The sequence below is a fragment of the Candidatus Phytoplasma solani genome (assembly GCF_041729705.1).
GTDB classification, from domain to species: Bacteria; Bacillota_I; Bacilli_A; order Acholeplasmatales; family Acholeplasmataceae; genus Phytoplasma; species Phytoplasma solani.
Genome location: NZ_CP103788.1, coordinates 676720 through 697333, shown reverse-complemented (window position 1 = coordinate 697333; position 20614 = coordinate 676720). Strand labels below are relative to the sequence as shown.

At 29.5% G+C, this 20614-nt stretch carries 11 protein-coding genes and 1 other RNA gene; 3 read left to right on the top strand and 9 right to left on the bottom strand.

Annotated features, from left to right (window positions below; translation table 11 throughout):
- Positions 1–19: 19 nt before the first annotated feature.
- On the bottom strand, positions 20–2197 hold the full coding sequence (locus psc1_RS03345) for an ATP-dependent helicase (protein WP_023161209.1): 2178 nt from the start codon (positions 2195–2197) through the stop codon (positions 20–22).
- Between the two features lie 24 nt (positions 2198–2221).
- Positions 2222–3853, bottom strand: coding sequence for a glutamine--tRNA ligase (gene glnS / locus psc1_RS03340; protein ID WP_023161210.1), 1632 nt, complete (start codon positions 3851–3853; stop codon positions 2222–2224).
- 777 nt (positions 3854–4630) lie between these two features.
- On the opposite strand from glnS, the gene psc1_RS03335 reads away from it, so the two are divergent.
- Positions 4631–5875 carry a replication-associated recombination protein A gene (locus psc1_RS03335; RefSeq protein WP_023161211.1) on the top strand — a complete coding sequence of 415 codons (1245 nt, stop codon included), beginning with the start codon at positions 4631–4633 and terminating at the stop codon, positions 5873–5875.
- 145 nt (positions 5876–6020) lie between these two features.
- Positions 6021–6953 carry a hypothetical protein gene (locus tag psc1_RS03330; protein ID WP_373375590.1) on the top strand — a complete coding sequence of 311 codons (933 nt, stop codon included), beginning with the start codon at positions 6021–6023 and terminating at the stop codon, positions 6951–6953.
- A gap of 705 nt (positions 6954–7658) precedes the next feature.
- Here the strand turns inward: psc1_RS03330 and rnpB are convergent.
- From rnpB to psc1_RS03315, 3 genes are all read right to left on the bottom strand, one after another.
- Positions 7659–8040: RNase P RNA component class B (gene rnpB, locus psc1_RS03325), an RNA gene on the bottom strand.
- Between the two features lie 336 nt (positions 8041–8376).
- Positions 8377–9051 carry a hypothetical protein gene (locus psc1_RS03320; RefSeq protein WP_373400974.1) on the bottom strand — a complete coding sequence of 225 codons (675 nt, stop codon included), beginning with the start codon at positions 9049–9051 and terminating at the stop codon, positions 8377–8379.
- A gap of 831 nt (positions 9052–9882) precedes the next feature.
- Entirely contained in the window at positions 9883–12492 is a 2610-nt protein-coding gene (locus psc1_RS03315) for a DUF2963 domain-containing protein (RefSeq protein WP_373375588.1), read from the bottom strand.
- 977 nt (positions 12493–13469) lie between these two features.
- Between psc1_RS03315 and ltrA the strand changes: the two genes are divergently transcribed.
- The gene (gene ltrA / locus psc1_RS03310; protein ID WP_373375587.1) at positions 13470–15212 is read left to right on the top strand and encodes a group II intron reverse transcriptase/maturase; all 1743 of its coding nucleotides are present in this window, start codon (positions 13470–13472) and stop codon (positions 15210–15212) included.
- A 235-nt stretch (positions 15213–15447) separates the two neighbouring features.
- Here the strand turns inward: ltrA and dnaJ are convergent, their stop codons facing one another.
- The 4 genes from dnaJ to hrcA form a co-directional block, all read right to left on the bottom strand.
- Complete coding sequence (gene dnaJ, locus psc1_RS03305; protein WP_373375586.1) at positions 15448–16488, bottom strand: molecular chaperone DnaJ; 1041 nt, start codon at positions 16486–16488, stop codon at positions 15448–15450.
- A gap of 64 nt (positions 16489–16552) precedes the next feature.
- Entirely contained in the window at positions 16553–18394 is a 1842-nt protein-coding gene (gene dnaK / locus psc1_RS03300) for a molecular chaperone DnaK (RefSeq protein WP_122225407.1), read from the bottom strand.
- On the bottom strand, positions 18381–19238 hold the full coding sequence (locus tag psc1_RS03295) for a nucleotide exchange factor GrpE (RefSeq protein ID WP_373375584.1): 858 nt from the start codon (positions 19236–19238) through the stop codon (positions 18381–18383). Before psc1_RS03295 ends, dnaK begins: the two co-directional genes overlap by 14 nt.
- A 38-nt stretch (positions 19239–19276) precedes the next feature.
- The gene (hrcA, locus tag psc1_RS03290) at positions 19277–20299 is read right to left on the bottom strand and encodes a heat-inducible transcriptional repressor HrcA (RefSeq protein ID WP_023161373.1); all 1023 of its coding nucleotides are present in this window, start codon (positions 20297–20299) and stop codon (positions 19277–19279) included.
- Positions 20300–20614 lie beyond the last annotated feature (315 nt).

Sequence of the window (20614 nt, the reverse complement as noted above, 5' to 3'; positions counted from 1 at the left end):
AAACAATACTCCTTTAATTTTATATTTTTTTAAGAAAATTGGTAGAAGGATCAAAATGTTTAATGCTCGGTGGGTTTAAAAATTTCACAATAATTAAATTTTCTTGTAATTCTTTGATCATTCCTAAACCAAAAAGATGATGTTTAACTTGGTCACCTTTTTGAAAGAAATTTTGATTCGGCAAATAAGATAAATGTTTTTTAGCACCAAAACCCATTTCTTTTAAAAACCTCGATGGTGTGCATGTGCGGACTTCGCCGTATAATTTTCTTTCAAAAGCGCCAGTTAAAAATAATTTTTCTTGCGCCCTTGTCACAGCTACATAAGTCAAGCGTCTAGATTCATCGAGATTATTTTTATCATCAAAAATTTCTTGTTCTAAACCTGAAACAAAAACCACTTTAAATTCTAAACCTTTAACTTTATGAATGGTTGATAATTTAACACAATTATTGCTGACGTTATTGTGAGAAGTATTTTGGCTAGTTTCACTATATAAATTAATTTCTTCTAAAAATTGAGTTAGTTTGTCTAAATTGTTGCCTTCTAAATTTTGATCAGTTTGTAGTAAAACCGATTTTAATTCTTCGATGTAAGATAAAATGGTGTCAGTGTTATTTTCTTGTTGAGAGTTTTTTTGTTTTGTTGATGTGAATTGTTTAGAATATTGAGTTTCTTGGTTAACATAAGTAATTATATCACTAAGATTATTAAATTGGTTATTAATTATTTGATTATTGATGTTTTTGATAAAATCTTTAAATTGATAGAGTTTTTGTTTGGTGTTTTCACTAATTAAAACCTCATTTAAATTATCTAATACTTCAAAAAGAGATATTTTTTTTTCTTGTTGAATTTTTTCTAAATGCGACAAAGTGATTTTACCGATTTGTCTTTTGGGGACGTTAATAATCCTTTTTAAATAAAAATCTTGCAAAGGATTAACGGCTACATGCAAATAAGCTAATAAATCTTTGACTATTTTGCTTTGGTAAAAAGATATGTTTCCTAAAATTATATAAGGAATGCCTCCAGCAAGCAAATATTTTTCTAAAAATATTCCAAATGAATTATTACGATATAAAATAGCAAAATCTTGATAACGATGCTTTGATGTTTTTACTAAAGTTTTGATGGTTTGGATTAGGAATTGTGCCTCAATACGGCTATCTGCAAAAAAATGAGCATTAACACTATTGCCTCTAGCTTTCTGACTTTTTAATGTTTTTTTAAAGGGGTGATCTTTGTTGTGACTGATTAAAAGGTTGGCTTTTTCTAAGATACTTTGCGAAGAACGATAATTTTGTTCTAAAATCGATATTTGGGGGTGAAATTTATTTAAAAATAATTGACTATTTTCAAAACGTGCTCCCCTAAAGGAATAAATATTTTGATCTGGATCACCAACTACAAAAATACGTCGATATTTTTCTGTTAAAAAAGTTAAAATTTGGTATTGATAAAAATCAGTATCTTGAAATTCATCGACTAACAAATATTGAAACTTCTCTTGGTAAAATGATTTTACCTTGGGTTGTTCTTGGAGTAATTGATAAGTATATAAAATTAAATCATCAAAATCGATAAAATTATGGCTTTGTAAATACTTTTGATATTGGGTTTTGATTTTTTCAGTCAAAATATTTTGATTATTTACATAATTTAGGTGATTGTGTTCGGTTTGTGTTGTTTTATCTAAAAAAGTTTGCTCATTTTCTTGTTTGTTATCTTTTTTTTTCAGGATAGAAATATGTTGTTTTAATTTGCTAATTTCGAAAGATTTTAGATCTAATTTCATCTCTTTTAAAACAGTTTTAATAATCTTATTACTATCTTTGCTATCTAAAATAATGAAATTTTTGTTATAGTTGAAAGGTAAAAGGTCAATAAAACGTCTTAAAATTTGGTTGCCCAAAGAGTGAAAAGTACATACAGTAATTCCTCGACTTTTTTCGCCAATCATTTCTAAAACTTTTGCTTTCATTTGATTAGCAGCTTTATTGGTGAAAGTAAGAGCCAAGATGTTTTGACTGGCGATATTTTCTTTTTCGATTAAATAAGCAATTTTAGTGGTTAAAGTCGTTGTTTTGCCAGTTCCTGCTCCAGCCACTAGGTAAGTTGTTTGCGAGGGAGAAACGACAGCTTCATTTTGTTTTTTATTTAATTTTTTTAACCAAATATCTATTTGAGGGGTCATTTTGTACAACCTTTGATTATTTTATTATTTTAAATTATTTGCTTTTAAGCTGACTATTTCGTTGAAATTTAGTTTTTGGTTTTGTGTTTGGGTTAACATAAAATAACCTTGTCTTAAAAATTGAATTCGAGTGTGATTAGTGTTTTGGGCTAAATTATTTTCAACAAAACCTTGTTTGATTTGCCAAGATTCTTGATTAAAGTCGTTATTTTGTGTTAAAAGAGGGAAAAAATAATTAAAAGTAGCTGCCAAAGCGGTTTTGCTTTCGACAAAATGAATAGTACCGTTTGGTTTTCTACCTTTAAAACCACTACCACTTTTAGTTTCTGGATCATAGGTGGCAAGTATTTCAATTACTTCCCCTTGATCATTTTTAATGACATCACAAGCTTTGATGAAATAAGCATGCAATAAACGCACCTCTTCACCTAAAACTAATCTTTTGTATTGAGGATTGGGTTTGGTGATAGCAAAATCATCTTTTTCGATATACAAATGACGAGAAAAAGCAACATGTCTTATTTTTGTATCATGACATTCTTTCGGAAAAAAAGGAGCTTCTAGTTGCTCTATTTGATTCTCGGGATAATTAACGATTGTCACTTTTAAAGGGTTAATAACTGCCATTCGTGGAAAAGCTTGGGCTTTGAGATTATCTCTGACGCATGATTCTAACATTTCTCTTTTAACTTGAGAGTTAACTTTTGATAAACCAATTTCTAACACAAAATTTTTAATTGCTTGCGGGGTATATCCTTTGTGGCGAATTCCTGATAAAGTAGGCATTCTAGGATCATTCCAACCATTAACTTTTTTTTCTTCTACTAACGCTTTGAGATATCTTTTGCTCATTAAGGTTTGGGTTAAATTTAGGCGTCCAAATTCAATTTGACGGGGGATATGTGAAACTTTGGTTTCTCGAATAACCCAATCGTATAAAGGTCTGTGATCTTCAAACTCTAAAGAACATAATGAGTGGGTGATCTTTTCGAAAGCATCTTCTAAAGGGTGGGCAAAATCGTAAGTCGGATAAATATACCAATGTTTTTTTTTCAATGTAAAAGCCGAAAGAACGCGGTATAAAACAGCATCTCTTAAATTGAGGTTAGGGCTTGCCATATCAATTTTAGCGCGCAAAACCTTACTGCCTTCTTTGAAAACACCTGCTTTCATTTTTTCGAAAAGGACAATATTTTCATAAATACTACGATTACGATAAGGCGAATTGATTCCTTTTTCTAACAAGTTTCCTCTTGATTTTGTAATTTCTTCAGCAGTTAGGTCATCGACATAAGCTTTTCCTTGCCTAATTAAAAAAAGTGCTTTTTCGTACATTTGTAAAAAATAATCAGAAGCAAAGGTGATTCGATCAGGTTTGTAACCGAGCCATGTTAAATCTTGCAAAATAGCATCAACATAAATTTGTTTTTCGTTAGTAGGGTTAGTATCGTCATAACGCAAAATAGTTTTGCCGTTAAAGATTTTTGCCAATTCAAAATTAACAATGATGGCTCTAGCGTGTCCTAAATGTAAAAAACCATTGGGCTCGGGCGGAAAACGGGTAATAATTTGTTGGTATTTACCTTGTTCTAAATCTTTTTGGATGATGGTTTTAATAAAATTAGAGTTTAGTTGTAGTTCTTTGTTGTTTTTCATTTTTAAAAGCTCGTTTCTAGAATGTTTATGTTTTTGAGATTTTATCTTTTTACAAAAACCCTCTAATAATTATTTTATCAAAAGAAGTTATGATAAATGAAAATATTTGCTTTGGTAGTATTAAAAAAAGTAAATAGTATAATATTAATAAGTGCTAAAAGGAGTTGTTTTTAATATTGGTTTTGTTTTTAAAAAAACTAAAATTATAGAAATTAATTTTTTATTTAATCCTGAAAATGTATTTTAATAACAATATATCCTAATAATAAAAAAAAGTCATTGTTTTAATAATGGTCTTTTTGTTGCAAAAACTAACCAATTTGAAAAAATAACAAAAATAATCTAACCTGCCTTCATCTTCAAAAACTAATCACACAAGAAAAATACGACTTTTATGTTTAAAAACCAAATTTATATACACTATAAATTCGATGATAAAAAAATTGACTGCAATCTTTGAATACAACCCCTAAAATTGTAAATTAACCAATATACAACACTACAACAACAAAACAATTTAGCTACATCTTTGAATATAATCCAATAACTGAAAAAAAATCAAGAAACTAAATACCAATCCGATGGTTCGGTTCAATCAGTATAAATTTTTAACCAAATATTCACCAAAGACTAGCTAATAACTAGTCTTTTTTTGTTATTAAACACAACATCTAATATTAATTGTTACATATCAAAAACAACACCCACTCAAACCCTCAAAAAGTGTTATAATATTATATATTAAAAACAAACAGGAAAAAGAGTTAGGAAAAAAATATGACAGAACCATTAGCATTTACATTGCGACCAACTACCATAAGCCAAATTATCGGACAAAATCATTTAATTAACGATCAAAATGGCATCATTTCGAAAATGATTAAAAATAATTTTGTTAGTTCTTTGATTTTTTATGGTGAACCAGGAACCGGTAAAAGTAGTATGGCACAAGCATTAGCAAATGATTTGAAATTAGAATATATCATTTTTAACGCCGAGATAGATAAAAAAACCAAGTTAGAAAAAATCATCGAATCTGCATCACTTAACTCAAATTTGATCCTTATCGTAGAAGAAATCCACCGCATGAATAAAGACCGTCAAGATATCTTGTTACAATATTTGGAAAACGGTCATTTAATTATGTTCGCTTGCACTACTGAAAACCCTTATTTTGTGATTAATCCAGCTATTCGTTCAAGAGCTAATATCATTAAATTAGAAAGAATCACTGCCTTACAAATGGCAACCGGTTTGCAAAAAATAATTATCAACAAAAAACTACCATTAACTATCAAAACTGAGGCGCTAATGTTGATTTGTCAATTATCTAGCGGAGATTTGCGTATTGCCATTAACACATTAGAATTGTGCCTCAAATTATACCCCGAAAAAGAAATTAATAATACTATCGTTAACAACTTTTTCCCCTTTGCTAATTTGGTTAATTTCAAAGATGCAGATGAACATCATAACTTAAAATCAGCTTTGCAAAAATCAATTCGCGGTAGTGATGTTGATGCGGCTTTGCATTATTTTGTCAGATTATTACTAAGTGGCGACCATGAAGCGTTATTACGGAGAATGTTGATTACTGCTTATGAAGATGTGGGTTTAGCTAATCCTGCCGTTATTTTACATGTCAAAACTGCTATTGATGCTTTTCGTCAAATCGGATTACCAGAAGGTCGTATTCCGTTGGGTTTGGCAATTGTAGAAATGTGTTTGAGTGAAAAATCCAATAGTGCTTATTTAGCCACCAATCAAGCTTATAAAGATGTTTTAAACGGTAAAGTCCCGCCAATTCCTAGTCATTTACACGACACTAGTTATGCTTCGGCCAAAAAATTAAATAATGGGGTTGGTTATCGATATCCTCATCATTTCGAAAATGATTACGTCAAACAACAATATCTTCCGAAAGAATTGCAAGGATCGATTTATTACCGACCAAAATTACACAATGAATACGAAAAACGCATTAATGAGTTATATAAACGATTTAAACAAAATACTAAATGATGTTTTTAATAGATTATTATTCGTAACCAAAAAATAACAAAATAACTTGACTTTTGGAAGCAAAAAGATTACAATATATAACTGTAGGAATGTTTTTTCATCTCCTATGATTTAATATATTTTATAAGAAAGAATTCAAACAACAATGCAAGGAAACCGATTACGAGTTTCTCAAACATTCATTGTTTTTAATTTGTTAGTATTAATTTTTACCTTTTTTTTAAACAACATTAACCTATTCGCCCAAAGAACAATAAAATCAAGCGATAAGAAAAAAATAACTATAACAAACGATCAAAACCCTTTAAACAATGGTGTTTGGGTTAAAAAAAACGGTGAAGATTTCAAAGAAACTCAAGAACAACTTGATGCTTTAAATTTGCAAGATTTAAAAAAACTAAAAGATTTAACTCTCATATTTCCCCAAAACAAAAGACATATTGCAAAATTTAGATATTATAAACAAAATCAACAATTATCAAAAGAAGATATCATTAAAGCTTTAAATCAATTAATTAAAGATAACAATCTTTCAACAACGATTGAAGCAGATGATTTTCTAATAGAAAACAGCGCCTTTAAAGAAGTTTATTACGAAGATGACGAAGGAGAACAATGGGAAGGTCTTTTTAGAGTAGAAGATTTGATGGGTAATAGTCTTGAATTTACTTTCACCAAAGATATCTTGAATTTAGATGATATTATTGATAACACCGATTTAGGAGTTATTTCTATTAAAAAAGATATTAACCTTGAAGAAAGAAAAAACTTAGTTTATCAAGCAATTATAGCTAAAAATCCTAATTTAAAAGATAAATTTTTGCCTAAAGATTTCGAATTTGAACCTCAAAATAAAACTTTTAATCATATCCAAAACTCAATTAGTCAAATTGAACACAATGAATATGATGGCGAACTTTTATTAGAAATAAATTATCAAACCATAAAACAGATAAAATCAGAAACATTTAAGGTTTATAAAAACATCTTAATCGTTATTTCTTTTTTGGTGTTGACTTTAATCATTTTTCTTTTTAACCCAAAAAAAACAAAAAAACCAATAAATACAACATCTTAGCCAAATTATGTTTTTACAAAACACTAACAAAAAAATTTATCACAATAAAAAAAAGAATCCAAATTGTTTATTAACAGTTTGGATTTTTTTATTTATAGTTCTTTGGACAACAAAAAAAGCTTAAATTTTTAAGTTTTTGTGCTTTTGCAACGATGGAAAGTATTTTTTTATTTCTTATTTTAATTTTCGGTTTTTGCTAGTTTTTAACTTGTTTTTTTGATTATTTTTTGATTTTATCATGCTTTTGGTACTAATTTTGATTTGGATGCCCATTATTAAACTATTTAAAAAAATTTAATTTGAGTAATGTTTTTTGGTGTGATTTGGGCTTAGCTTTGATATTTTTGTAAGCATTAAAATGTATTTTGCATATCAGCAAGCAAAAAATCTCATAAACTAAAAAACTATTTTTTACCAATGGATGCTAATCGTTGATGTTGTAAAAGTGTTATTTTTGCAATTATCTAAACAATAATCTATTAATTAAATTTAGTAACAATTATGACAAATAAGAACCAATAGTTGCTTTTGTGATTAATTTTTTATTGTTTTTAATTAGATAACTTTTATATAAAAAATAAAATTTATTTACAGTTAAAAATGAGCAAAAAAGATAAAATTTGAGCCAAACTAAAAACAGTTTGACTTTTTTTAATATAAAAAATAAAAAAACTAATTAAGTATTCATAAAGAAAATTGGTCAATGTGCATAAGCCATGTTTTGTTCTTGTTAAAAACAAGTGTGATCATTTATCTTCTACTCAAAAAGTAGTGTAAAACTAATTTCATTTCATCGTTTTACATGCCCCTACCATTTTTTGGGTTGCTAGCTTGAGGGGTTTATCGCGTTTCACCTAATTATTTCTAATTAGCTCGTCTCTGTGACACTTTCAGTTTTTGTTTCATAGATTCAATAAGATAAATCCTTAGATATCAAAAAACGCCGTTACTTTTGAAACCAAAAATACTCTAAGTTATTTATTCCTTAGACACAAACACTACATACAATCGCAGCATGTGCTAGCATGGACTTTCCTAAGCTTAAAAAACAATTAATTTTTTCTTTAAACCTCAATCACCTTCCATTGACCTTCTTTATTTTATCAAATAATAACTATATTGATATAGTAAAAATAATGAATTAAAAAAAAGAAACAATAATAGCTGCTGTTATAAACAAAATCAAAGAAACCAATGATATTAAAATAATTTATAATGTAGAAGATGATTGGGAGGTTGGTTAGTTAGAAGGAGGCATTTTATGTGGTGCTAGAGTTTTTTAATTGTGTTGTTGTTAATTTTGTGTTTAATACTGTTGAAGTTTGTCAAGTTCTTTTAGTTTTTTTCTAATTTTTGATTTTAAATTTTTTTTAGAATGCAAAAACAATTAATTATTAAAAAAAAGAGACTTTAAAAGTCTCTTTTATTTTTGTTTTTTGGAATTATGAATGAATAATCCAATTAATACAGTTAAAGTAATAGTTAAAAAGATAGTTAAACAAATCAATATTGTTTTACTGTTGTTACTACTTTCTTCTGGTTTTGAAGTTCCTTCAGTTGTTTTAGTTTCTGGAGTTCCTTCAGTTGTTTTAGTTTCTGTATTTCCTACAGTTGTTTTAGTTTCTGTATTTCCTTCAGTTGTTTTAGTTTCTGGAGTTCCTTTATTTTCTTCTGCTTTTGGAGCTGTTTGATCTTCTGCTTTTGGAGCTGTTTGATCTTCTGCTTTTGGAGCTGTTTGATCTTCTGCTTTTGGAGCTGTTTGATCTTCTGCTTTTGGAGCTGTTTGATCTTCTGCTTTTGGAGCTGTTTGATCTTCTGCTTTTGGAGCTGTTTGATCTTCTGCTTTTGGAGCTGTTTGATCTTCTGCTTTTGGAGCTGTTTGATCTTCTGCTTTTGGAGCTGTTTGATCTTCTGCTTTTGGAGCTGTTTGATCTTCTGCTTTTGGAGCTGTTTGATCTTCTGCTTTTGGAGCTGTTTGATCTTCTGCTTTTGGAGCTGTTTGATCTTCTGCTTTTGGAGTTTCTAATTCAGTTTGGTCTGTTAGTCTATCATCAGAATGATTATCATTTTGCGCATGCACTATACTAAAAAAGAACATATTAAAAAAGAATAAAAAAAGAGGTAAAAGGCAACTTGTCAAAAATAAAAGTTGTCGCTTTTTGTTTTTAAAATTAGGCATAAAAAAATAATTTCTCCCTTGCAATTTATATTTTTAAAAATTAAAAAAAACAAAAAATGTAATCACTTTTTTTAGATGTTGCTAATCTTTGCCTACCTTTCCCAGTTTACCAACAATGAAAAAACAATCTCATTATTATTTCCATTATACATCACAAAAAAACAAGTTTTATGCTTGAAAAATGTTTTTTTATTTCATTTTAACTAGTTATTTTAGATTAGTATTGATTTTTAGTATTTTTTTAAATGAACTAATGTCTGCTTTGCTTTTTCATTTTTTTGTTTGTTGTTCTAAACCATTTGATTAAAAAATACTCCTTTCTTGTTTTTGACTTTAAAATATAGCACTACTATATTTACTATAATTATAACATCAAAATAAAAAAAATACAAATTAAACGCTTACCAAAACCCTATTTAATAAGTTTTTTTACTTGTTTTTATGATATTTTTTAGGTCTTTGAAATAACTTATTAAAATAAAAAAAGACTACCCTTTTAAGATAGTTTTTTTTATGAAATTACATTTAATAGTTGTTAGTGATTTCTATTTTTTTAATTTTGTAATTGATTTTAAAACCTTTATTGTGGTTTTTTTAAAATCATCTTACTTTACTTTTCTAATTGTGTTGTTGATTTTGAGTTTGTTAAGTTCTTTGAGTTTTTTTATAATTTTTTGATTTTAACAAAATCATTTTTTTAGAATACAAAAAAATTAATTATTAAAAAAAAGAGACTTTTAAAAGCCTCTTTTATTTTTGTTTTTTTTGTTTTTTGGAATTATGAATGAATAATCCAATTATTGATGAAATTACAATAATAATTAAAAAGACAGTTAAACAAATAAATGTTGTTTTGTTAACGTCATTTTTTTCTGTTTTTTGATTGTTTGTAGCTGGTTGATCTGTTGTGTCAGTTGCTGTATCTGGTGAAGTGGATTGAGGTGTTGTGTCAGTTGCTGTATCTGGTGAAGTGGATTGAGGTGGTGTGTGAGTTGATGCTAATTCTTTTTGAATTTCTGATATAATTTGTGATTTAATTTCTGATATAATTTGTGATTTTATTATATTTATTTGTTTTTCGGTTATTTGCCCTTGATCGCCCTTGTCTCCTTTTTCGCCTTGATCGCCCTTGTCTCCTTTGTCTCCTTTGTCTCCTTTGTCTCCTTTTTCACCTTTTGGTCCTGTTTCTCCTTGGATTCCTTGGTCTCCTCTTTCTCCTTGATCGCCTTTTTCACCTTGTGGGCCTCGTTCTCCTTGGATTCCTTGGTCTCCTCTTTCTCCTTGATCGCCCTTGTCTCCTTTTTCTCCTTGATCGCCCTTGTCGCCTTTTTCTCCTTGATCGCCTTTTTCACCTTGTGGGCCTCGTTCTCCTTGGTCTCCTTTTTCGCCTTGGTCTCCTTTTTCTCCTTGATCGCCCTTGTCTCCTTTTTCGCCTTGGTCGCCCTTGTCGCCTTTTTCTCCTTGTTCTCCTCTTTCTCCTTTTAGCAATTGTAATTCTTTGGATTTAGTTTGTGCTTCTACTGCTGCTATTCTTATTTGAGCTTCTTGAGTTTTTTGAGTTGCTTCTTTTGCTGCTTCTCTAACTATTTCTGGAGCTTTTGTTTTCTCTGAAGCTTTTGGAGGTCGTTCACTATCAAATTCGCCAGTGGATTTAAAATATTTTACCTTATCAATACTTCCTTCGGGTGTAAAATAAGTTGTTTTAGTTTTGCCAGTGGTTGATTTATGTTCTTCTATAGATTGAAGAGTTTTGCCGTCGGGGTGGTAATGAGTTTGTTTAACTTCTCTGCCAGTGTTTGGGTCAAAATCACTTATAAAATCAACTTTTATTCCGTCGGATTTAAAATTAGTTGTTTTAACTAGAATATCATTTTTTGGGTTAAATTCATTTATAGATTTAATTGTTTTTCCGTTAGGTCCAAAATTAGTTGTTTTAGCTAGTTTGCCGAATGAGTCAAAATCCTTTATAGAAATAATTGTTGTTTCGTCAGGTTGAAAATTAGTTGTTTTAGCTAGTTTGCCAGTGGTTGGGTTAAATTCATTTTTAATTATAGAATTAATTGTTCCGTCAGAGTTGTAGGTAGTTTGTCTAAAAGGGGTACCAGTGGTTTTGCTAAACTCAGTTATAGTATCAATTTTGTTGTTTCGGTGAAGAATAATTTTAGTAAATGTAGCTTCTACTTCGCCAGTAAAATCTTGATGTCTTACTTTTATTTTATTGCTCATCTGTTGATCAACAAGATTAATTTTGAATTTTTGTCGGTCTACTTGTCTTAAATCAGTATTTTTCTCTAACAATTTATTTATAATTATTTCAATTTGATTTGTATTTGTTATATTTAAATCTTCTAAATTGGTTTTTGTTAATTTTGTCTTTAATTCTTCGCTAAATGTAACTTCTACTTCACCAATAAAATTTGGATGTGTTATTTTTGCTTTGTCTTGGTTTTCAACAAATTGAACTGTTAATTTGGTTTTGTCTGTTAATTGAGTATTTTTATTTAACACTTTATCTTTAACTTTGCCTTCAGTTCTTGCATCTAAAGGCCCTAAATTAGTTATTTGTAATTTTGTGCCTAATGCTTTTTGAATACTAAATGAAACTTTTACTTTTCCCTGGAAATCATTAGATTTAACGTAGACATGTTTATTTGATGATCCACTAGTTGTAAATATCCTACCTGAGTTAGATGTTAAAGTATTTGAAACTACTTGTAAATCTTTATTTTTTAAATCAGGGTTCTTAGCTTTAATAGCTTTAATAATAGTTTCATTTAATGTGTTAGGTATTTTATCTAAATTAGTTTCTGTTAATTTTTGGCTTAATGCTGTTAAAGGTTCTTCTGACTCATCTTCAGCAAAATCGACATCAACATCCGTAATCTCTGTAATATCTCTTCCACTTGAGTTTGCACTAACCCCTGATGATAATGTGAAATAAAATGTGCATTCTCCTTGGTAATCATTAGATTTAACATTGACAGAATATTTAATTGATGGTCTTAGTTGTCCTATTTTCAATCCGCTTGTGTATCTTGAGTTTTGTTTTAATTCTCCTGAAAGTTCTAAATCTTTATCTTCTAAATTAGGGTGCTTTTTGCGAATAGCTGCAATAATAGTTTCATTTGATGTGTTAGGTATTTGACCTAAATCTTTATCATTTTTGTTATTTAAAATTGTGCTTAATTGGGGTCTATTATCAGCAGTTTCACTACTCCTACTAGGGCTACTATTAGAATTCCTACTAGGAGAGGGAGAATTCGATGCTCCATACACTGTAATAAAAAAGAATAAAAAAAGAGGTAAAAGGCAACTTGTCAAAAATAAAAGTTGTCGCTTTTTGTTTTTCAAATTAGGCATAAAAAAATAATTTCTCCCTTGCGATTTATATTTTTAAAAATTAAAAAAAGAAAAAATGTAATCGCTTTTTTTCGATGTTGCTAATTTAATGGGCTTTAAAAAAGCGATTAACCAATAAAGAAAAATCAATTTCATTATTACCTGATCATTATACATCAAAAAAAAAAAAAACCAAGTTTTATGCTTGACAAATGCCTTTTTATTTTAAATTAGTATTGATTTTTAGTATTTTTTTAAATGAGTTAATATCTGCTTTTTCATTTTTTTTTGTTTGTTATTGGTTACTTTCTTTTTGGATTTTAAAATAGTAATTTTTAAATATAATTAAATATAAATATAAAAAACTACTATACTTATAAGGGCGCCAAAGAGGCCTAAATATCGAGCTATCTAACCAATATGCCAGTGCCGATAAACACTGAATGGATATGGTCGGTCCGTTAAACGAAAGAATAATGGATTACAGCAGACTATAAAAGCGGATTGAGACGAAGTAGTTAGTCAAGAGGATACCGCCACCAAATTGTCCCATGGATAAGCCTGAAATGGTCTAAGAAGGAAAGCAGATGTAATCTTAGAACCTAATACGCAAACTACTGAAGCCGTATAGTCCAGAGTCTAACAGGATATATTATTTGTCTTGGTTAGTTTATCTAATTAACAGAAAGCCTGGAATCTCACCGACAGTCAGGAAAGACGTTAAAACATAAGCGGTTACTTCACCTAAAGGACAAAGGTAGATATTTAGAGTAACTTGGAGAATCCTAAAAGCTAGTTATTTAATTAACAAGTCAAGGAATAAATGCCGAGACGCTCAAGGATAAAGAAGCTATTTAATAGTCGTGGATAATTCAAAGTTAACATTGGAATATGCTAACACAATGACCCACCAGGGCGAAGGTTAATAACCTTTACAAGGCGAAAGTAGCTAGTAATTTACTATTTATTCACTGTAATCAAGGAAGGAGTTGATAAATATGTCAACAACTGTTTCAAATGAAACTAAGCTTTCGCGAACATTGAATAAGATCCTATATTGTTCTACAAATAACTATCCTCTAAAAAGAGAATTACAGCAAGGAATGAATAATCTACATAACACGTTAATTGCATTTAACAAAATTGCAACCAACAAAGGTGCGGGTACACCTGGAATTGATGGTAATACAATTGACAGTCTCAATCTTAAAAAATTAGAAAGATATCACAAGGAATACATCAGTAACAAGTACAATCCAAAGCCTGTTAAAAGAATATTCATTCCCAAAGACAACGATAAGGTTAGACCTCTTGGAATACCTACCATAAAAGATAGAATAGTCCAAAGAAGCCTTGAACAACTCTTAACTCCTTATCTTGAAAATCAATTCTTAGAATGGAGTTTTGGATTTAGAACTAAAAAATCCTGTCTTGATGCAATCAAACGCGTCAAACAGAGATTTAAGGGAATTGATTATATCATCAAAATTAACCTTAAAGGTTATTTTGACACAATCAATCATGAAACTCTTATGAAAACCTTGACGAAGTTTATACGCAAGAATAAAACTCTTTCAACCATTAACAAGTGGTTAAAAGCTGGGTTCATGAAAGATGGCATCAAATACGAATCTTTATCTGGTTCTCCACAAGGAGGAATCATCTCCCCATTACTTGCCAATGTATATTTACATTACATTGACATCAAAATGGACGAACTAATTAAAGAAGGAACACCAATAAGGAAAGCAAACCCAGGATATGGAAAAACATACCGTCAGGGAATGCATCATAAATTGGGGATTGATAGTCAAATTAACCTAAATCCAAAAACAAGAGTTGAATATATCCGATATGCCGATGATTTTATCATAGGAATTAAAGGGAAATATGACAAAGCTGAAACTATTAAAAACCAAGTGACTCAATGGCTAGAACAAGATTTAAAACTGACAGTTAGTAAAGATAAATCAAAAATTGTAAAAGCCAATAAGGGCACAAGGTTTCTATCCTACATGATTAGGGTAAATCCAACCAGTAGTAAACTCACCGAAAAAACCCACAAAAAATCCCTAAACGGTCGGGTACAAATCCAAGTTCCCAAAGCAAAAGCCAAGGAATATGGATATGAATACAATTGGTTAAGAAGAGGAAAGGTTAAGCATGATGAAACATTAGCAAATAGGGACGAATTAGAAATAATACGCACTTATAAGACAATCGTACGTGGAATCATCCAATACTTTTGTTTAGCTAACAATCTAAATGCATTAACCCATCTAACCTATCTAGCTGAGTATAGTTGTTTGAAAACTTTGGCAAGGAAACACAAAACGGCAATTGCCAAAGTGCGAAAAAAGTTTAATCGTAGCACAACTTGGTCAATTCCTTATTTAAACAAAGGGAAAACCAGATATGAGTCATGGATTGTTTACCCTTGGGATAAGATTAAGAAAATGCGTAGTTGTAAGAAAAATCCCGATATCATCATCAATCCTTATCTATTCCAAGGTCGTACGAATCTAACAGACCGCCTTAAAGCGGAAATATGTGAGAAATGCGGCAAAACAACCCAACTTCAAATCCATCACATTGGTACGGTTCGCAATGAAAACCGCAAAAGCGTGATGAATAAGAGTACAAAAGTGTTATGCATAGATTGTCATAGAAATATTACGAACCAACAAATGCATGATATCAGATTAAATAACAAAAGTAAAAGAACAAAAAAGAATAAATAGCTAATCAGCCGTAAGGCAAAATTAGTTCTCGAAAGAGAGTAAATTATGGAAAGCCGTATGCTTGGAAACTTGCTCGTACGGTTTGGACGGGGGCTGATTGTAAATAAAACAGCAAACGCAAATCGCTGAATAAGACGCAATTAATCTATCCGTATTAATTATACATCAAAAAAAAAAAAAACAAATCAAACTCTTAGTAAAATCATTTTACTAATTGTTTTCATTGTTTTTTAGTTTAATTATTTAATTGTAATAATTTTTGATAAAGTTTTTTTTCTTCCGAAGTAATTCTAGTAGGTGTTTTTAAATTAACAACTACATATTGATCACCTTTGCGATAAGAAGCATTCAGATAAGCAACCCCTTGATTTTTCATACGTAGTTTATTTCCTGATTGAATACCTGAAGGTATTTTTAAATTAACTTCACCATAAATAGTAGGAATTAACTTATTAACTCCTAAAACAGCTTCTGGTAAAGTAATAAAAATCTCTAAAATAATATCTTGTCCTTTTCTTATAAATACTTCATGAGAACGAATTTTAAAAATAACGTATAAATCACCTGCTTTTTTAGTTAAAGGAATAAAATTACCTTTACCACTAATTTGTAAAGACATTCCTTCTTCAATTCCTGCAGGTATTTTAAAACTAACTGACTGTTTTATTTTTTGGCGTTTTTGTCCGTGACAAGCATAACATTTATTTTTAATTTTTGAACCTTGTCCGCCACATCGAGGACATGTTTGTTGAGAACGAATATTACCTAAAAAGGTTCTTTGTTCAGTTATAATTTGGCCTAAACCGTTACAATAACTACATTCAACAATATCACTTGATAATAAAGCTCCTTTACCTTGACAAACTTGACAATCAGCTTCTACCATAATATCAATATTTTTAGAAGCCCCTAAAACTGAATCCATAAAACTGATTGTCATTTCAACTTTTTTATCATAATTAGCTTTTTTGTTACGCTTGCTAGTGCCAAAAAAATCTCCAAAAGAACTAAAAATGTCTTCTTCAAAACCTCCAAAACCAGAAAATCCTTGTGATCCTTGTGAATCGTGTCCAAAACGATCATAATTAGCTCTTTTGTTAGCATCACTCAAAACACTATAAGCTTCTTGAATTTCTTTAAACTTAGCTTCAGCATTAGTTTCTTTTGAAACGTCAGGATGATATTTTTTAGCAAGTCTAAGATAAGCTTTTTTAATTTCTGTAGGTGTTGCCTCTTTATTTAAACCCAAAATTTGATAATAATCTTTTTTTGTCATATTGTTGCTCCACCCCATAATTAAATCAAAGGGGTTTTACCCCTTTTTTAATTATTTTGATAGTTTATTTTTTTTCAAAATCTGCGTCTACCACTTCATCGACTTCATCTTTTTTATCAGAAGAAGCTGTTTTGTCTGAAGTGTTTGTTTTTTGTTGAGCTTGTTGAGCTTTTTGATAAGCTTTTACAGCGATATTTTGTGATTCTTTTGATAAACTAGCTGTTTTTTCTTTAATTAAAGCAATATCTTCGCCTTTTAAAGCAGTCTCTAATTCTTGGATTTCTTTTTCGATTTTTTCTTTTTCTTCGGAAGTTACTTCATCTTTTAAATCTTCTAAAGATTTTTTTGTTAAGAAAATCATATTATCAGCTTCGTTATGAACGTCAATTTTTTCTTTTTTAATACGATCAGCTTCAGCGTTTTCTTCTGCTTCTCGAATCATTTTTTTAATTTCTTCTTCGCTTAAACCACCACTACCTGAAATAGTAATTTTTTGTTCTTTTTGAGTACCTAAATCTTTAGCTTTAACAGAAACAATACCGTTTGCATCAATATCAAAAGTTACTTCAATTTGAGGAACTCCACGAGGAGCTGGTGGAATATCTGTTAAACGGAATTGTCCTAAAGTTTTGTTATCAGCTGCTAAAGGACGTTCCCCTTGTAAAACATGAATATCTACTGCTGATTGATTATCAGCTGCAGTGGAAAAGACTTGTTTTTGAGAAGTTGGAATTGTTGTATTTCTTTCAATCAACTTAGTAAAGACATTTCCCAAAGTTTCTATTCCTAAAGAAAGAGGAGTAACATCTAATAGTAAAATATCTTTAACATCTCCTGCTAAAATACCTCCTTGAATAGCAGCACCAATAGCAACTACTTCATCTGGGTTAATACTTTTATTAGGAGTTTTTTTCAATTCATTTTTCACTAAATCTTGAACAGCAGGAATACGAGTAGAACCACCAACTAAAAGAACTTGATCAATTTTTTCAACACTTAATTTTGCATCACTTAAAGCACGTTTTACTGGTACTAAACAACGGTCAACTAAATCTTTTGTTAATTCATTAAATTTAGCACGAGTCATATTATATTCTAAATGCAAAGGTCCTGCAGCACTCATAGTTAAGAAAGGTAAAGAAATTTGACTAGCAGTAACACCGCTTAATTCTTTTTTAGCTTTTTCAGCAACATCTTTTAAACGTTGCATCGCCATTTTGTCTTTGGATAAATCAACTCCATTATCTTTTTTAAATTCTTTAACTAAAAAATCAACAATTCTTAAGTCAAAATCATCACCACCTAAAGCGTTATCGCCTGCAGTAGAAAGCACTTCAAAAGTACCATCAGCTAAATTAAGAATAGAAACATCAAAAGTTCCGCCACCTAAGTCAAAAATTAAAATAGTTTGTTCTTTATTGGCTTTATCAACTCCATAAGCTAAGGCAGCAGCAGTTGGTTCATTAATAATACGTTTAACATCTAAACCAGCTATTTTACCAGCATCTTTAGTAGCTTGTCTTTGGGCATCATTAAAATAAGCAGGTACTGTAATAACAGCGCTACTTACTTCTGCTCCTAAATATTCTTCAGCTGTTTTTTTAAGATTAGATAAAATCATAGCACTAATTTCTTGCGGAGTATATTTTTTACCGTTAACATCAACAGTATAACTAGCTTCTCCCATGTGTCTTTTAATAGAACTAATTGTGTTAGGATTTGTAATCACTTGACGTTTAGCGATTTCTCCTACCATGATATCATTACCTTTAAAAGATACTACTGAAGGAGTTGTTCTTCCACCTTCAGCGTTAGGAATAACTTTTGCTTCTCCGCCATCCATGATAGCAACACAAGAATTAGTTGTTCCTAAGTCAATTCCAATAATTTTATTAGTTTTTGCCATTTTCATCACTCCATTCATTTACTTGAACCATTGCTGGTCTTAAAATTTTTTCTTTATATAAATAACCTTTTTGTAAAACCTTTAAATTAGTTTTATTAGGTTTTTTTCGATCAGAAATTGTTTCAATTGCATGATGCAAGGCAGGATCAAATATTTTATCTAATGCCTTAATTTCTTCGACTCCTTCGGTTTGTAAAACATTTTGAATTTGTTGCTGAATCATTCGAAAACCTGATAAATATTTTTTTAATAATTCGTTATCAGTTGAATATTCTAAAACTTTTTCTAATTGTTCTAAAGGCATCAATAAATCGCCAATAAAATTCATAGAAGCATATTTAACATCTTGGATATTTTGTTGTTTAGAACGTTTTTTAAAATTGATTAATTCAGCTTGATTTTTTAAAATTTGTTCATCAAACTCTTTTTTTTGTTGTTCTAATTGGAGTTTTAATTTATTGATTTCTTTTTCTAATTCTTTTTCTTGATTGTTTTCTTGATTATCGCAATTGCAGCAATTACAATTATTAGCTTGAGTTTGAGAATTAGATGTTTCTTTTTGTTTTAAATTTTTATTTTCTTTTTCTTTATTATTTTCTTGATTATCGCAATCACAACAATTACAACTATTAGCTTGAGTTTGAGAATTAGATGTTTCTTTTTGTTCTGATTGTTTTAATTCTTTTTCTTGATTATTTTCTTGATTATCGCAATTGCAGCAATTACAATTATTAGTTTTAAGATTGTCAGATTTATCAGCATTAATTTTTGATTCTGGTTGTTTTGGGATTTGGGTTTTGTCATTATTTTTTTCTGATGATTGTGTGTTTTTTTCGAAAAACATTTTGAACCTCTTTTCTAGATTAACATTCTAAATATTACTTATTCTTTGTTTAACTTCGATAAATGAACTGATAAATATTCTAAAAGGGGAATTATTTTCGGGTATTTCATCCAAGAAGGGCCTAAAATTGCAATTGTTCCTTTTTCCGAGGTGTTAATATCGAAAGGGATCGAAAGAATCATATAATCTTTGACAGGGGTTAATTGTAACTCATTCGAAAGTTTAAACGACAATCCTTCTTGATTGAGCATAATTTTGAGCAATTCTTTACGTTCTAAAAGGCTCATAAATTTTTTAATTAATTCGAGATTGCTAAATTCTTTTTTTTCAACCATTTTAGAAACGCCTGCAAAATACATATTCTTAGAAGCAAAACTACTAAAAGCTTCAATAAATAAGGCGATTAATTGCTCTTGAAAACGAATATATTTAGCAATGGTTTGTTTGACAAAATCGTTTTGGATAATCGCTACAGCTTCCGATAAATATTTTCCAGCAAGCAAATCACTGATAATTTTGACAACATCTTTTAAGTCATGGATGCTAATTTCTTTGGTTTGATCCAAAGAGATATTTTGATGTTGGACATTTCCTTTGTCAGTAATAATTAAAATTAAAGCTTGAACGTCACTTAAAGGAATAAAATCAATTTTTGTGATTTTACTACGATTAAAAACATCAGACCCAATTGCCATAGCAGTGTAACTAGTTAAATTATTTAACAAATTAAGTGCTTCTTTAATAACTTGGTCTTTGCCAAAACTTTTTTTTTGTACTACGCCATCAATCAAAGGAAACAAATTGGCTACATCGTTGTCTCTAGTTAATAAATGAGTCAAATAATAAGTATAGCCTTTAAACGAAGGGACTCTACCACTGGAAGTATGATTTTTTTTCAAAAACCCTTCTTGTTCTAATTGCATCATATCATAACGAACAGTAGCGCTACAAAATTTCATTTCTGTTAAATAAAGTAATGATTTAGAGCCTACTGGTTGTCCTTTTTGGGAATAGTTTTCAATGACAGCTTTTAAAATTAATTTTTTTCTATCTGAAAGCATAATCGACACCTCTTGGCACTCAAATTAACGATTGCCAATAATATTATATTCTTTTTTAATCATAATGTCAACTATATGTCAACTATTTTTTTAAATATCTTTTTTTGACTAGTTTTTTAAGTTGGTTTTTGGTTGTTTTTAGAAATTTTACTTTTAGTTTTTAAATCTAAGACATAAAAAGAGTTAGCAATTTAAGGCAAGCTAAAAAGGCTACCGAACCAAACAACAAAAAAATTAACTATAAAAGTTGATCTTCGTTGTTAAAAATAATTTAATTTGATATGACAGTTGATATAATATTCGGTTTTTAACACA